The sequence below is a fragment of the Lacinutrix mariniflava genome (assembly GCF_001418015.1).
Taxonomy (GTDB): Bacteria; Bacteroidota; Bacteroidia; order Flavobacteriales; family Flavobacteriaceae; genus Lacinutrix; species Lacinutrix mariniflava.
The window spans coordinates 66,408-81,511 of the sequence record NZ_LIQG01000022.1; the positions used below are offsets into that span (position 1 = coordinate 66,408).

Below are 15,104 nucleotides of genomic sequence, written 5' to 3' on the forward strand. Positions count from 1 at the left end.
CCATTTTAAATTAAATCTTCTTTTATAATTGCTATTAGCTCTGTAGAATCTTTAAAATCTACAAACGTTCCATTTCTAAAACATGAAATCTGTCCGGTTTCTTCACTAACAGTAATTGCGATAGCATCTGTTTTTTCAGTAATACCAACTGCTGCTCTGTGCCTTAATCCAAAACGTTGCGGAATTGTTTTTTCATTATTAACAGGTAATATTACACGTGTTGCTTTTACTATATTGTTTTCTATAATAATGGCGCCATCATGAAGCGGACTGTTTTTAAAAAATATACTTTCTATAATAGGCTGTGTTACTTTTATATTCATCTCGTCTCCTGTAGAGACTAAAAAATCGAGATTATTTTCGCGCTCTAAAACTATTAGTGCACCAGTTTTTGACGTAGACATTTTATTACAAGCTGCAATAATAGTATCGATATCTGTAGATCCTGTAGAGACACCTTCAATTTTCAAAAACTTGATATGTTTTAAAAAACCACGTTTTGAGGCGAAGTTTGTAGAACCAATCATTAATAAAAACTTTCTAACTTCTTGTTGAAAAACTACAATTAAAGCGATGAAACCTACACTAATAAACCCACCAAGAATTTTAGTTAGCAACACCATTTTTAGCGCTTCTACAATTAAATAAATAAAGTAGACAACTACAATACCTAGAAAAATATTAATAGCAACTGTACCTCTAACTAATCTATATATGTAATATAAAAGCAAGGCTACTAGAAATACATCTATGTAGTCTATTATGCCAAAGTTTAGTATGTGATCGAAAATTTCCAATGATAATATTTATTTTATAATGATTAAATATATTAATTAAAGATATATTCTTCCTTATTAATTGTTGTATTCTCTAAATTTAATTGAGATAGTTTTGATTTTAAAGAGATGTAATATTGAAAACTAATATTTTCATTAAACGACAATACTAATAAGTTAGGCAACTCAGATTCATCCAGAAATTCCTTAAGATTGGTAATTAAATTTTCCGAATCTAAAAAAAAACCATCATCATTATTTGGCCTATAAATTAAGAACGAATCTTTTTCCTTAACTATAAGTTTATACCCTTTTTCATCAAATTCATTTCCACCTTGAATATAAACAACATCAGTAAAATCAATAAACCCTAAATTTTTAATACTAGTATCATTACATGTATAATAATTACGGGCACTTTCTTTTTTATGGCTAGAGTTTCGCTTTTTCTCTTGCAATTCAATAATGGAAGGTATTACTTGTTTTAAAGTTAAACGTTTATCTACATTTACCAACCAATTAGTCGAAATTATTAAATTCCCTTTATTCAATTCTAAACTATCTGGTTTTGTTTCATCGTAAAAAATATAAGCAGGAGACACATCTGTAATTTCGGTAATTGTAGCGTTTTCAACTTCTGGAAGTAATACAGATTTATCACTACAACCCAATAAAACGATTACAGATAAAGCTATTAATATTTTTTTCATTTTAATTAAGTTGATTAAAAAGTGTGACACATTCTATTGCTTCTTTAACATCATGAACGCGTAAAATACTAGCTCCTTTTTGCAAAGCAATCATATTTAATGCTGTTGTGCCATTTAAAGCTTCAGCTGAAGACGTTTCTAGTGTTTTATAAATCATAGATTTTCTAGATAATCCTGCAAGTAAAGGTAAATTGGTAATTTTAAAACCCTCTAAAACGTTTAGCAACTCAAAATTTTGCTCTAGTGTTTTTGCAAAACCAAAACCTGGATCTATAATAATATCTTTTATACCTAATGCTCTGGCAGTGGTTATTCTTTCAGAAAAATAAAAAAGCACTTCTTTTAGAATGTTATCGTAATTGGTTTGTTGCTGCATTGTTTTTGGGTTGCCTCGCATATGCATCATAATATATGGCACATTTAATTTAGTCACTGTTTCAAGCATGTTTCCATCTAAATGTCCCGCAGAAATATCATTAACCAAAGCTGCACCTTTTTCAATACACTGTTTTGCAACTTCAGCTCGAAATGTATCTATAGAAATTATAATATCTGGAAACTGTTTAATCAATAACGTTATAATTGGAAGTATACGACTTAGTTCTTCATCTAAAGAAACCTCATCTGCATTTGGCTTAGAACTATAAGCACCTACATCTATAAATGTGGCACCTTCGTCCAACATTTTCTGCACTTGATGCACAATATTGGATTGGTCTTTATACATACCACCATCATAAAAAGAATCTGGTGTAATATTAAGAATACCCATTACTTTTGGAGTAGATAAATCGATAAGCTTGCCTTTGCAATTAATGGTCATTGGTACCTTTATTTTTGTTGTTTGTAACACATTTAAAAACTATAGATGTGAAACCTTGAATTTTAGACAATTTTATGCGAAATTTACGGAAAATTGATTCAACTGATGCAAGATACTTCAAAACAATATGATGCTGTTATAGAAACATGTCGCAATCTGTTTATTAATAAAATGAGTGACTACGGAAGTGCATGGCGTATTTTAAGATTGCCATCGCTTACAGATCAGATTTTTATTAAAGCACAGCGCATAAGAAGCTTGCAACAAAATGACGTTAGAAAAGTTGATGAAGGAGAACAGAGTGAATTTATTGGTATTATAAACTACTCTTTAATGGCACTTATTCAGCTTGAAAAAGGTGTTGTAGAACAACCAGATTTATCTACCGAAGAAGCCACTATTTTGTATGATGAAAAAGTAGCTATCACCAAACAATTAATGCTAGATAAAAACCATGATTATGGTGAAGCTTGGCGAGATATGCGTGTAAGTTCTTTAACAGATTTGATTTTACAAAAATTATTAAGAGTAAAACAAATTGAAGACAATGCAGGTAAAACCATTGTAAGTGAAGGTATAGACGCTAATTATCAAGACATGATTAATTATGCCATTTTTGCCATGATTCACTTAACTGAAAAATAATTATCATTCCTGTCAAGGCAGGAATCCATTAATAAACTGTTATAATTAAAATAGATTTCATTTTTTAAACACCGGAGAAACCTGTGTGGTTTTGTTTTTAGAATTTGGAATTTAGAAATTTTTAATAAAAATTTATGAAATACTTAGTACACCTTTGCAGACTATTAGTTGGAGGATTATTCATCTTTTCAGGATTAATAAAGCTTAACGACCCATTAGGTTTCTCATACAAATTACAAGAATACTTTAGTACAGAGGTATTAAACCTACCATCTTTAGACCCTTATGCTTTGGGCATTTCGGTATTTGTAGTTGTTTTAGAAGTTGTTTTAGGAGTATTCTTATTACTTGGCTACAAACGTAAATTCACCATTTGGATGCTTTTAGGAATGATTGTATTTTTTACATTCTTAACTTTCTACGCCGCATATTTCGAAGTTGTAAAAGACTGTGGTTGCTTTGGCGATTTCCTTCCTTTAAAACCATGGGAAAGTTTTACTAAAGATTTAATTCTACTTATTCTTATACTAGTGTTAGTGGCAGGAATAAAACACATAAAACCAATTTTAGGTAAATTCCCAACTACAATTCTCGCTTTACTTGGGTTTGTTGGTAGTTTATGGTTTGGATACCATGTATTAATGCATTTACCAACTTGGGATTTTAGAGCCTATGCTGTTGGCAAAAATATTGCCGAAGGTATGGTTGTGCCAGAAGATGCTCAAAAAGCTGTACAAGAATATACTTGGACCTTTAATGTTGGTGGAGAAAACCTAGAATATGTTACCGATGGAAGTTACCCAACAGTAGATGGAGAATATGTTGGTTATGAAGTTGAAATTATTGAAGAAGGTTACGATCCTCCAGTTAAAGATTTCTCTATTGAAAGTGAAGATGAAGACTTTACGACTAAATTTCTAGCTGAAGACCACCTTATTATGGTAGTCGCTTACAACCTTGAAAAGGCTAACGCGCAAGGCTTAAAAAACATTAAAAAAGTAACAGATAAAGCTATTGAAAACGGTTACACAGTAATTGGCTTATCATCTTCAGGAGACGAAGACAAACAATATACAAAAGAAAAATACGGTTTCGATTTCGACTTTTACTTATGTGATGAAAAAGCATTAAAAACAGTAGTACGTTCTAATCCTGGAATTTTAAAATTAGAGAAAGGAACAGTAATGCAAAAAGAACATTTTAACGATGCCGAAGAAATAGATTTACCTAAAGTCGAGCGTAAACCAGAGCCTGTTATTACAATAAACACGGCTTACTTTGTTAACGAAGAAGAAGTAACTAAAGCTGAAGCTGAAGCGATAGATCCTGAGACAATTGAAAGTATGGATGTTGTAAAAGAAGGATCAGAATTAGATATTCTTAATTCAATGACATCAAGTAACTACACTGGAATAATAAAAATAACACTAAAAGAAGATTAACCTGATAAGCTACTTACTAAATAAAACATTTTACGCACTACTCACCTTATTTGGAGTAGTCACTGTCATATTCTTTTTATTTAATATTTTACCAGGAGATCCAGCACAAATGATGTTGGGACAAAACGAAGACAGCGAGCAGTTAGCAATCGTTAAAAAAAAGTATGGTTTCGACAAATCTATTGGCACACAATACCTATATTATTTAAACGACCTCTCTCCTATTTCATTTCACTCTAATACAGAAGACGACTACACCTTTTTAAGAGACAATAAATATTCAGCCTCAAAGCTATTTACCGTTGGTAAAACAACAACGGTTATAAAATTTCCATACCTAAGAGAATCCTTTACCAAACAAGGCAAAAAAGTAAGTACAGTATTAGCAGAAACATTACCTAATACATTTGTTTTAGCAATTTCTGCCATTGGTATCGCGCTATTATTAGGAATTAGTTTAGGCATAATTTCAGCATTAAAAAAAGATACTTTTTTAGACAAAACAATACAAATATTAAGTACTATTGGTATGAGTGTGCCTTCTTTTTTTAGCGCCATTCTATTTGCGTGGCTATTTGGTTTTGTATTACACAAATACACTAATCTAGAAATGACAGGTAGCCTTTTCGAACTCGACGATTTTGGCGAAAACGTAAATATTAAACTTAAAAATTTAATCCTACCCGCTTTAGTTTTAGGTATTAGACCACTAGCAGTCGTTATTCAACTTATGCGAAATTCATTATTAGAAGTCTTTAACCAAGATTATATACGTACAGCACGTGCAAAAGGCTTAAGCGAGTTTCAAATTATAAGAAAACATGCTATTAAAAACGCATTAAATCCAGTTGTAACAGCCATTTCAGGTTGGTTTGCCTCTATGCTAGCAGGAGCGGTATTTGTAGAATATATTTTTGGATGGAACGGACTTGGAAAAGAAATAGTAAACGCACTTAACACATTAGATTTACCTGTAATTATGGGTTCTGTGTTAATTATAGCCTTACTCTTTATAATTATTAATATTTTTGTAGATATAATCTACGCTTGGTTAGATCCAAAAGTAACATTAGAATAAAAACCATTTATTATGAGAAAAAATATAGTTGCAGGAAACTGGAAAATGAATAACGATTTATCGCAAACAGAAGCATTAATCGTAGATCTTTTAAAACAAAAGCAAACCTCTAATGCAGAAGTTATGATTGCTCCAACAGCAGTAAATCTATATCAGGCATTCAATACCACAAAAAACTCTAATATAGAAGTTGTAGCACAAAACATGCACTTTGCAGATAACGGAGCTTACACAGGTGAAATTAGTGCTACAATGTTAAAGAGCGTTGGTGTACAAACTGTTATTTTAGGACACAGTGAGCGTCGTGCCTATTTTAATGAAACAGACGAATTATTAGCTCAAAAAGTTGATGCAGCCTTAAAAAATGACATGAGAGTTATCTTTTGTTTTGGCGAAGAATTAAGCGATAGAAAAGCTGGCGACCAAGAAGAAATTGTAGGAAATCAAATAAAAAACGCACTATTCCATTTAGAAGCACCAGCTTTTAAAAACATTGTTTTAGCTTACGAACCTGTTTGGGCCATTGGAACTGGCGAAACAGCAAGTCCTGAGCAAGCACAAGACATGCACCAATTTATTAGAGAAACACTAAATATAAAATACGGTGAGCAAGTCTCTCAAGATATGAGTATTCTTTACGGTGGAAGTGTAAAACCGGCAAACGCTAAAGAGATTTTTGGTAAGCCAGACGTAGACGGTGGACTTATAGGTGGAGCAGCCTTAAAAGCCGAAGATTTTTACGCTATAATAAACGCATTTTAATTAAACAATTTGGGCGTTACTTTTTGTATTCCTACAAGCTTAAAAAAACTTGTAGGAATACAAAAAGTCGCGTCTTCCATTATATCTTTTTTCCGAAGTAATCCCAAATTTGTTTTGGGATCTTTTAAAACTATTACCTCCTAAAACGAGTGTAAATTAAAGTAATTCACAAAAAAGGATGCCATTACAACCGCTAACGCAGGATTACCTGCTAGAAACAAAGACTACTCAATGTCAAATACAATTTACATAGGTTATTATTTTACAGTAAAACCATTACAACCAGCAACCGAAATTTTAATAGCAGAACTAGGTTACGCAGGATTCGAAAGTTTTGTCGAAACCGAAACTGGAGTTACAGCATACATTCAAAAAGAAGAATGGAGAGAAAATATATTACAAGATATTTACGTTTTAACAAGCGATGAATTCGAAATCTCTTACACCTTCGACGAGATCGAACAAGTAAACTGGAATAGCGAATGGGAAAAAAACTTTAATCCAATAATAGTAGACAACCTCTGTTCTGTTCGTGCTCCATTTCACGACAAACCAGATACACAATACGATATTATAATCGAACCAAAAATGAGTTTTGGCACAGGACATCACGAAACAACACACATGATGTTACAACACATTATGGCAAACGATTTTCAAGGAAAATCTGTTCTAGATATGGGTTGTGGTACAGCTGTTCTAGCCATATTAGCAGAAATGAAAGGTGCAAACCCAATAGACGCTATAGATATAGATAACTGGTGTTACTTAAACAGTATAGAAAACGCAGAGCGTAATAACGCTAAAAACATTACCGTTTACGAAGGAGACGCAAGCTTATTAGTTAATAAAAAGTACGACACTATTATTGCAAACATAAACCGTAACATTCTTTTAAACGATATTAATACTTACGCAAAGTGTCTAAACGAAAATGGCTCTTTATTTTTAAGCGGTTTCTATGAAGCAGATATTCCTACTATTGAAAAAGAATGCAACGCAAATGGCTTAAATTTGAAAAATAAGCTAAAACGTAATGATTGGGCTTCTCTACACTACACTAAACAATAATTCATTTTTTTAGTTAAAAAATTAAATTATTCATTAAAAAAGATAATATTTACGGTAAAACCCGTAAATATTATCTTTTTATATTACTTACCTTTGCTTCAAATAAATTTATTTTAAAATATCTGATTTTTAGAAAATACCAAAAGCATTTTGGTACTAGAAATCTATACACACTGTTTACGTAAACTTAATTTTTAATTAATTTAAACCAAAAACAATGAAACATTTTAAAATAGCTTTTATAGCTCTATTCTCTCTATCAATTTGTCTTCAATCTTGCCAAACAGAAGATCTAAACGATTCTATTGAAGAGTCTAAAATCTTAGAAGATTTAGATAACGATAATATTCCTGATGCAATTGTTAATAAACTTGCAGAGTTTTACATGAATACAGATGGTATTAAAAAGGTAGACTTTCTTCTTCCAGATGGTACAACCATGGATATGTATCAAGTTGAGGAAGATATTATGCTTTCAGAAAAGCAAATTATGGCACTAGAAATAAATAATGGGATTACAGATAGAAATTACCGTACAAATAATCTAGTATCTCAAGGAAGAAACATTTCTATTGTTGGATACACAGGTAGCGGTGGCTTTGGACTTTCTGACAAAGAAAAAACAGCTTTACAATGGGCTGTAAACAACTACAATAATCTTAGTGGTGTTTCTATTTCATTTACACTTACATTTAGTACAAACTACCAAAGTAAAGATATGGTTGTATATCACAATCCTAATCAAAGTGGTGCTGGTGGATCAGCAGGTTTCCCTAGCAATGGCTTGCCTAATAAATTCGTTCAAATTTATGGCTTAAACAATTACGACACTAATGTTGTTGAGCATGTAATTACGCATGAAATTGGTCACTCTGTAGGTTTTAGACATACAGATTGGTTTTCAAGACAAAGTTGTGGTCAAAACTCTAATGAAGGTACAGCTGGCGTAGGTGCTATTTCAATTCCTGGAACATCTTCAGGCTATAATCCAGACTCTATAATGGTTGCTTGTTTTAGTAATGGCGAAGATGGAGAGTTTGACAGTGACGATGTAATTGGATTACAATACATGTACTAAATAAAATAAAAAGTTAAATTTTATATCAAAGACGCCAAAAATTGGCGTCTTTTTTCTTTTAATTCATTTTAAAAAATTAATTTAGTTTAAAATATTAAAAATGAATACCCAAGAAAAAGTATTAGAACAAACTGATACTATAACAGAAACCAAAAAGAATAACGAAATAGTTGTTTATAACGACGATTATAATACTTTCGATCACGTTATAGAAACACTTATAAAAGCCTGTAAACACACTCCCGAACAAGCAGAGCAATGTACAATTTTGGTACATTACAAAGGGCAATGTACAGTTAAAACAGGTGAGTTAAAAGACTTAAAACCTATATGCTCCAGTATTTTAGAAGCAGGAATTGATGCCGAGATTATTTAGAATCCCTTATTTTATTATAATAAATAAGAAATCCCAATAGCTAATTTAGCTATTGGGATTTTTTTTACTCTACATATTATTTAGCAAACTTTAAAGTTTGCCTTCTATTACCTTTAGTCACGATTGCTAAATAGACACCAGGTTTTAGAGTTTCAGTAGATATAGTGTTAGCCTTAGACCGCATAATAAATTGTCCTAACATATTATAAATAATAGTGTTAACACTATTAGTATCGTCTTCAATGTGTAAGGCATTCTTATAATATTTAACACCTATATTGTTACTAAAACTATCAACTCCAAGTGTTTCAGGATTATATTTAAATAACTCATAACCAGAAGTAGTGTTTTGTGCACTAAAATAAAGCTCGTTTTTATAAACGGTAAAATGTTTTGGTTCGGACCTAGTGTAACCAGGATAAATGTCTTCTACTAATGTTACCGAAACATCATCGTAAACATAAAGTTCTTGGCCAACAGCACTATTTTCTGTCCTTCCACCAATATACAATTTACTATCAAACTCAATAATATCATCAACATACAAACTATTAAAACCAGAAGGCGCTATTTCCGTTAGCTCATCTGTAACATCATTATAAGCAAATAAAGCTCTAAGTCCTCCTGTAGTAGCACTTGAAGCATAAAAGAACAATCTATCATTAAAAGTAAAAAACTCAGTTGGTGAAGAATTTTGTTGATTTACTATAATAATATCTTTAACTAATGTATCCAAGCCTGTTGACGCATCAAAACTATGAAGCTCGACACCTGTACTGGTACTACTTCTCGCTTGATAAAACAATTTATTATTGTGTAAAAAAATATCTTTTAAACCCGATTGATCAGTACCAGGAAATATATCTGCGGCTAAAACAACATCATCTGCAATAGGATCGTATTTAAATAACTCGTATCCTACCGAAGGTTCAAAAGCTCCAAAATACAGCTCGTTATTATAAATAGTAAAATCTTTAGGTGTTCCATTACCATTATTTTGATTAGTGCTATTTATATTTTCCACTATTCTTGTTACTCCCGTAACGCTATTAAATTCATACAATTCACGACCAATAACTGGTGTCTCTGCCGAGAAATACAGCTTATCATTAAAAACTATAAAACCGTACGGAATACTACTTCCTCCATTATAACTATAAATATTACTAACTAAGGCTACTGTATCTGTAACACTATCATAACTGTATAGCTCATGATCTATCGTCGAGTTCTCCCATCCTTTCATATAAATTTTATTATTATAAACTATCAATTCGTCTCCAATATATATATTTGGTATCAAGCTCACCGTTTTAGTACTTGTTTCGTATTTATACAATTGCGAATTAATAGAGAAATAGAGATCTCCATTGTACTCTACAGAACTGTCTATATCACTACTAGAATATGAGCCTCCTGGTGTAATGTCTTGAACCAAAACTGTGGTATTATTAGTCTTGTTATATCTATATAACTCGAAGCCTATAGATGGATTGAAAGCATTAAATAAAAGATCGTCTCCTATAATAGCAAAATTTTGAGGGCTAGAATCAGAAATACCAGGATTTATATCTGTTACTTGTACAACTTGTGCGTTAATGTTTACTATGCTAAAGCATATAAATAGTAAGTTAATGTAAATTTTCTTCATAATTTTAAAGTGTTTATTTACTACTTAATAACACAAAATTTAAAAGGTTAACTTAATTAATATGTTTTCTTTTTATTTGATTGTAATCATATCATAAATATGTCTTAGTTGACTTAAAACCAACATAATTAAACTTAGAGAGAGAGAGAGAGAGAGAGAGAGAGAGAATCTCTATTTTTTTTAAAACTAGAAAAGAGTCCTCATAAAGCATAAACTCATACTAAAGAGTAAATTATTATTTTCAATAATGATAACGGAAAGTAAAAAAAATGTTTGGTATTAAACTTAATAAAGGGAAGCGGAATAGTAAACCAAAAGCACTATATGGTTAGTTACAATTTCCTCGAAATTCAACAATATAACATCATATAAAGATTGAAAGTCTGCAAATATTCTGCAAATAGGAAATAAAAAAAAGGTTTCAATAAATTGAAACCCTTTTTACTCTAGTGACCTCGACTGGATTCAAACCAGTAACCTCTTGAGCCGTAATCAAGTGCGCTATTCAGTTGCGCCACGAGGCCTTTTTTTGTGGGTGCAAATATATATCTTTTTATACTATCTTCAAAATAAAAAGAGAAAATTATAAATTTAATTTAAATGAATACCAAAATCGCTAACAAAATTAATTTAACGCGTTTTTAGTAATGTATAGTTTCCAACCAAAAATAGCCATCTGTAATTTAGTGGCTTTACTTAGATCTAATCTCTTTTTAGTATAACTCGGCAAAACAGCCTTATTAATTTTAGCTAGTATTTTAAATACTTGTTTCTTCATAATATAATAAAAATAAACTATCATTATTTAAGACCTCAAAACTATACTTTTAATTGGTGTTAGCCAAAAACTGATTCCTTTATAAAATAGTGAAACTTATTCTAGACTAAGTTTTACCTCTTATAGTTACAGAAATATCGATAATATAATATCAATAATAATTTTAGCAAGTGTTAGCATAATATTTTAGTTTAAGGTTAATAATAACTGCCATTCTCATGATTGTTTTTTGAAGATATATTTTTTCTATATTATCAACCAAACAAAATGCTAAGAATTAATGCAATTAACTTTACTTATACAACTAAAAACACGTATCCTATTTCAATATAAAACACATAACCTTAAAAAAAGTATCATTTAACAATCATAAATAAGCATATCACTCTAAATATTATATAATTGTAGAGCCTTTATGTCGTTCATTTGGATATACAAGGGCGTTTTCGTTAAATAAACACTGTATTTTATGTTTTCATTAATCTCAATTTCAAAAAATTAAATAACCTTTAGATAATATTCCAGTTAGGTTATAATCATATATTTACAAAAAAGGCTCTAAATGGAAAAGTATATCGAATGTTTAGTTTTGTTTTTTATATGTAATATTGCTTTTAGTCAAGCAGTTGTTATAAATGAAATAGACTGCGATACACCAAGTATCGATACAAAAGAATTTATAGAATTAAAAACATTAAACCCAAGCACAAGTTTAGACGGCTATGTTATAGTGCTATTTAATGGCTCTAATACGAGTAGTACGGGAGGTAAAAGCTATTATGCACTAGATCTCGATGGCTTAACTACAGATATTAATGGGCTATTTGTTATCGGTAGTGATTTAGTTACTCCTTTTCCACAATTAATCATATCTCAAAATTTAATACAAAACGGACCGGATGCTGCAGTTATTTACCAGGCAAATGCTACAGATTTCCCAGATTTAACAGACGCAACATTAGCTAACATTGTAGATGTTGTTATTTATGAAACTAACGATTCTGCTGTTACAAATCTACTCGAATTCTTTAATGATGCTCCTGGATTTGAATCACTAGAGCAGATAAACGATAATGGCACCAATGCAAATCCAAAATCTATTCAACTTAATAACGACGGAACCTATACAACTGCCACACCAACTCCAAGACAATTAAACGATGGAAGCGGTGTTGTTTTTAATCCGGTGACAATTTCTACGACACAATCTCAATATAATGAAGGAGACACATTAGACATCACCTTTACTACAGAGACTAATGTAACGGCAGATGCTACAATTAACTTTACACTAAATAATTTTGGATTTAACACTTCAGACTTTACAGGAAACACAACTGTTACAATACCTAATGGACAAAATACAATAACAACATCAATCTCTATTTTAGATGATGGTATTAATGACGGAGATGAAGAAGCAATAATTAAATTCACTAATTTATCTTCTCCTTATATACCGTTCAATAACTTCGTAAAACTACGTGTTGTAGATGCTAATGCTGTTGCATCTCCTTTTAATGCACCCATTCCATCGGATACCAATCCAATAGCAACAGGCGCAGTTGAAAGTACACAACCAGCTGGCTACTACTCTTCTTTAAACGGAGAGTCTGGAGTAGATTTAGAACAAGCGATACAAAACATTATTGCAGAAGAAGGTGTTGTTAGAGGCCAAACTTATTCAGATGTTATCACTATTTTAAAAGAAGCAGACCAAAATCCTGAGAATAATAACCAAGTTTGGTTAGTCTATTCAGAACAAGGAAGATCTAAATTAGATTTTCAAATAACCTCACTTAGTACAGGAAAATGGAACAGAGAGCACACTTTCCCTAGATCTTTAGCAGGTTACAATAGTATTGATCTCGATGATATTGCAGACGGTATTGAAGTTTACTGGAATACAACAGCAGATTCTTTACGCCATGGCAACTCAGATGCCCACGCTCTAAGAGCTGCAGATGGCCCAGAAAATAGTTCCAGAAGCAATCAACATTATGGCGAATATAATGGTCCAATAAATAACGTTGGGAGTTTTAAAGGAGATGTAGCGCGTAGTGTTTTGTATATGCAATTACGCTATAATGGCTTATCTGTTGTAAACGGATTTCCAACAACTACAGGTCAAATGGGAGATTTAGCAACCTTATTACAATGGCACAATCAAGATCCGCCAGACGATTTCGAAATGAATAGAAACAACGTAATCTATACATGGCAATTTAATAGAAATCCTTTAATAGACATGCCAGAATTAGTAGATTATATTTGGGGCGTAAATACAGGAACCGAATGGAATAATAACTTAAGTGTTACCGATTTCGAAGCTAAAAGCATAAAACTATACCCAAACCCAATAAATCATCAACTTTATATTTCTGGGCAAAATAGCGAATACCAAATTGTTATATATTCTTCTGAAGGTAGAAAACTACAAACCAAAACACTTAAAAACAACGCGCCTCTCAATTTAGATTTATCAACCGGAATGTATTTTGCTAAAATTTCTTCCGAAGGCAAAACAGAAACAAAAAAGTTTCTAGTTAAATAGTATCTTCGCAAAAAACTTATTTCATGAGCATACTTTGGGTTATTTTAGGTCTAATACTTTTAGTAGTAGGAGGAGATTTTCTAGTTAAAGCATCCATAGCTTTATCGTTTAAATTAAATATTTCTAAAATGGTTATTGGCATGACGGTTGTCTCTTTTGCAACGTCAGCACCAGAACTCTTAGTAAGTTTACAAGCAGCTTTAAATAATGCTCCAGCAATTGCTATTAACAATGTGGTAGGCTCTAATATTGCCAATATAGGTCTAGTTTTAGGTATCACAGCACTTTTAGGACCAATAGCAGTAGATAAATCTTTTTATAAGCTTAACTGGCCTGTAATGCTTCTATTTTCTTTTCTACTTTATTATTTTTTAGTAAATGATAATATACTATCGCGTATAGAAGGTATCACTCTATTCACTTGTTTAGTAGTCTTTATTGTAGTGCTAGTTAGAAGTTCTAAATCAGACACGCCATCTGAAGATGTAGACGATGTCCTTGCAACGGTCGCTAATTACAAAATCCTAATCTGGTTGCTTATTGGAGCAACAGCTCTTTATTTTGGCTCAGTGTGGTTAGTCGATGGTGCTAAAAGCCTTGCAGAAGCATTAGGCGTTAGCGATGCCGTAATTGCGGTAACCGTAATTGCCATTGGCACAAGTGTACCAGAGTTAGCAGCTTCCATTATTGCTGCTGCCAAAAAAGAAAAAGCACTATCATTAGGTAATTTAATAGGCTCTAATATCTTTAATATTGGATCTGTTTTAGGATTAACCTCTATTATAAAAGACATTCCTGTTACGGACGCAAATATATTATCCAGCGACATTTTCTGGATGATAGGTTTTTCTGCAATTTTAATAATATTAATTTTAATTCCTAAATTCATGCAAATTAGCAGATACAAAGGCTTACTATTAGTATTGGGTTATTGCTTGTTTTTATATATCTCATTTAAATAACACGTATTTAGAAAGTAACTTATCCTTTAATTTCACCTTATTTTGGGCGTTACCAAGATGTGCTAAAAGCAACATCTTGGTCAGGCTGTCCACTATATCTTTTTTTTATTCAATTTATTTATCAGCTTTTTAACATAGAGATGTCTTTCTACTATACCTATTAGTTGCATATACAAGTAAAAAAAGGATGCCGTTTCCATCCTTAACGCATACTCATTGAGTTAATTTACTTTAGACTACACGTAAGCTATATTATAATTGCTCTTATTCTACACTAAGAAATAACACTTTGAGATTATGTATCCGAACCAATTTGAATACTTACCGTATACGCTACTAAATATTTGATTAAAAAAAATCATAACTATTAACTCTTATAAAATTGATATAAAAAAATA

14 protein-coding genes and 1 tRNA gene are annotated in these 15,104 nt (G+C 31.4%); 9 read left to right on the forward strand and 6 right to left on the reverse strand.

The window, feature by feature from the left end; translation table 11 throughout:
* Positions 1 to 5 precede the first annotated feature (5 nt).
* The 3 genes from cdaA to folP are packed head-to-tail and all read right to left on the reverse strand — an operon-like array spanning position 6 to position 2,309.
* Positions 6 to 797, reverse strand: coding sequence for a diadenylate cyclase CdaA (gene cdaA, locus ASC44_RS05695; RefSeq protein WP_055446660.1), 792 nt, complete (start codon positions 795 to 797; stop codon positions 6 to 8).
* Between the two features lie 32 nt (positions 798 to 829).
* The gene (locus ASC44_RS05700) at positions 830 to 1,486 is read right to left on the reverse strand and encodes a hypothetical protein (RefSeq protein ID WP_055446661.1); all 657 of its coding nucleotides are present in this window, start codon (positions 1,484 to 1,486) and stop codon (positions 830 to 832) included.
* Position 1,487: 1 nt separating this feature from the next.
* The gene (gene folP, locus ASC44_RS05705; RefSeq protein WP_055446662.1) at positions 1,488 to 2,309 is read right to left on the reverse strand and encodes a dihydropteroate synthase; all 822 of its coding nucleotides are present in this window, start codon (positions 2,307 to 2,309) and stop codon (positions 1,488 to 1,490) included.
* Between the two features lie 105 nt (positions 2,310 to 2,414).
* On the opposite strand from folP, the gene ASC44_RS05710 reads away from it, so the two are divergent.
* The 7 genes from ASC44_RS05710 (at position 2,415) to ASC44_RS05740 (ending at position 8,761) form a co-directional block, all read left to right on the forward strand.
* Positions 2,415 to 2,954 carry a DUF1599 domain-containing protein gene (locus ASC44_RS05710; RefSeq protein ID WP_055446663.1) on the forward strand — a complete coding sequence of 180 codons (540 nt, stop codon included), beginning with the start codon at positions 2,415 to 2,417 and terminating at the stop codon, positions 2,952 to 2,954.
* A 134-nt stretch (positions 2,955 to 3,088) separates the two neighbouring features.
* Positions 3,089 to 4,396 (forward strand): BT_3928 family protein, encoded by a 1,308-nt coding sequence (locus tag ASC44_RS05715; RefSeq protein ID WP_055446664.1) that lies wholly within the window; start codon positions 3,089 to 3,091, stop codon positions 4,394 to 4,396.
* A gap of 1 nt (position 4,397) precedes the next feature.
* Positions 4,398 to 5,474 carry an ABC transporter permease gene (locus ASC44_RS05720; RefSeq protein WP_055446665.1) on the forward strand — a complete coding sequence of 359 codons (1,077 nt, stop codon included), beginning with the start codon at positions 4,398 to 4,400 and terminating at the stop codon, positions 5,472 to 5,474.
* A 12-nt stretch (positions 5,475 to 5,486) separates the two neighbouring features.
* Positions 5,487 to 6,236 carry a triose-phosphate isomerase gene (gene tpiA, locus ASC44_RS05725; protein WP_055446666.1) on the forward strand — a complete coding sequence of 250 codons (750 nt, stop codon included), beginning with the start codon at positions 5,487 to 5,489 and terminating at the stop codon, positions 6,234 to 6,236.
* 231 nt (positions 6,237 to 6,467) lie between these two features.
* Entirely contained in the window at positions 6,468 to 7,307 is an 840-nt protein-coding gene (prmA, locus tag ASC44_RS05730; protein ID WP_055446667.1) for a 50S ribosomal protein L11 methyltransferase, read from the forward strand.
* 217 nt (positions 7,308 to 7,524) lie between these two features.
* Positions 7,525 to 8,385, forward strand: coding sequence for a M57 family metalloprotease (locus tag ASC44_RS05735; RefSeq protein WP_055446668.1), 861 nt, complete (start codon positions 7,525 to 7,527; stop codon positions 8,383 to 8,385).
* Between the two features lie 100 nt (positions 8,386 to 8,485).
* The gene (locus ASC44_RS05740) at positions 8,486 to 8,761 is read left to right on the forward strand and encodes an ATP-dependent Clp protease adaptor ClpS (protein WP_055446669.1); all 276 of its coding nucleotides are present in this window, start codon (positions 8,486 to 8,488) and stop codon (positions 8,759 to 8,761) included.
* 76 nt (positions 8,762 to 8,837) lie between these two features.
* On the opposite strand, the gene ASC44_RS05745 is transcribed toward ASC44_RS05740, so the two are convergent.
* The 3 genes from ASC44_RS05745 to ASC44_RS05755 all read right to left on the reverse strand — a co-directional run bounded on the left by ASC44_RS05745 (position 8,838) and on the right by ASC44_RS05755 (position 11,190).
* Positions 8,838 to 10,412 carry a T9SS type A sorting domain-containing protein gene (locus ASC44_RS05745; RefSeq protein ID WP_055446670.1) on the reverse strand — a complete coding sequence of 525 codons (1,575 nt, stop codon included), beginning with the start codon at positions 10,410 to 10,412 and terminating at the stop codon, positions 8,838 to 8,840.
* A gap of 450 nt (positions 10,413 to 10,862) precedes the next feature.
* Positions 10,863 to 10,936 (reverse strand) — tRNA-Arg (locus ASC44_RS05750).
* Between the two features lie 101 nt (positions 10,937 to 11,037).
* Positions 11,038 to 11,190, reverse strand: coding sequence for a hypothetical protein (locus ASC44_RS05755; RefSeq protein WP_055446671.1), 153 nt, complete (start codon positions 11,188 to 11,190; stop codon positions 11,038 to 11,040).
* 562 nt (positions 11,191 to 11,752) lie between these two features.
* Here ASC44_RS05755 and ASC44_RS05760 point away from each other — a divergent pair.
* Both ASC44_RS05760 and ASC44_RS05765 read left to right on the forward strand, forming a co-directional pair.
* Complete coding sequence (locus tag ASC44_RS05760) at positions 11,753 to 13,744, forward strand: endonuclease (RefSeq protein ID WP_055446672.1); 1,992 nt, start codon at positions 11,753 to 11,755, stop codon at positions 13,742 to 13,744.
* 23 nt (positions 13,745 to 13,767) lie between these two features.
* Positions 13,768 to 14,706, forward strand: a complete 939-nt coding sequence (locus tag ASC44_RS05765; protein WP_055446673.1) for a calcium/sodium antiporter — start codon at positions 13,768 to 13,770, stop codon at positions 14,704 to 14,706.
* The last annotated feature ends 398 nt before the right edge of the window (positions 14,707 to 15,104 follow it).

Bases quoted from the DNA above. Each gene is read 5' to 3' on its own strand.
- ASC44_RS05700 (WP_055446661.1), bottom strand. From the start codon at position 1,486: ATGAAAAAAATATTAATAGCTTTATCTGTAATCGTTTTATTGGGTTGT.
- folP (WP_055446662.1), bottom strand. From the start codon at position 2,309: ATGACCATTAATTGCAAAGGCAAGCTTATCGATTTATCTACTCCAAAA.
- ASC44_RS05710 (WP_055446663.1), top strand. From the start codon at position 2,415: ATGCAAGATACTTCAAAACAATATGATGCTGTTATAGAAACATGTCGC.
- ASC44_RS05715 (WP_055446664.1), top strand. From the start codon at position 3,089: ATGAAATACTTAGTACACCTTTGCAGACTATTAGTTGGAGGATTATTC.
- tpiA (WP_055446666.1), top strand. From the start codon at position 5,487: ATGAGAAAAAATATAGTTGCAGGAAACTGGAAAATGAATAACGATTTA.
- prmA (WP_055446667.1), top strand. From the start codon at position 6,468: ATGTCAAATACAATTTACATAGGTTATTATTTTACAGTAAAACCATTA.
- ASC44_RS05735 (WP_055446668.1), top strand. From the start codon at position 7,525: ATGAAACATTTTAAAATAGCTTTTATAGCTCTATTCTCTCTATCAATT.
- ASC44_RS05740 (WP_055446669.1), top strand. From the start codon at position 8,486: ATGAATACCCAAGAAAAAGTATTAGAACAAACTGATACTATAACAGAA.
- ASC44_RS05745 (WP_055446670.1), bottom strand. From the start codon at position 10,412: ATGAAGAAAATTTACATTAACTTACTATTTATATGCTTTAGCATAGTA.
- ASC44_RS05755 (WP_055446671.1), bottom strand. From the start codon at position 11,190: ATGAAGAAACAAGTATTTAAAATACTAGCTAAAATTAATAAGGCTGTT.
- ASC44_RS05760 (WP_055446672.1), top strand. From the start codon at position 11,753: ATGGAAAAGTATATCGAATGTTTAGTTTTGTTTTTTATATGTAATATT.
- ASC44_RS05765 (WP_055446673.1), top strand. From the start codon at position 13,768: ATGAGCATACTTTGGGTTATTTTAGGTCTAATACTTTTAGTAGTAGGA.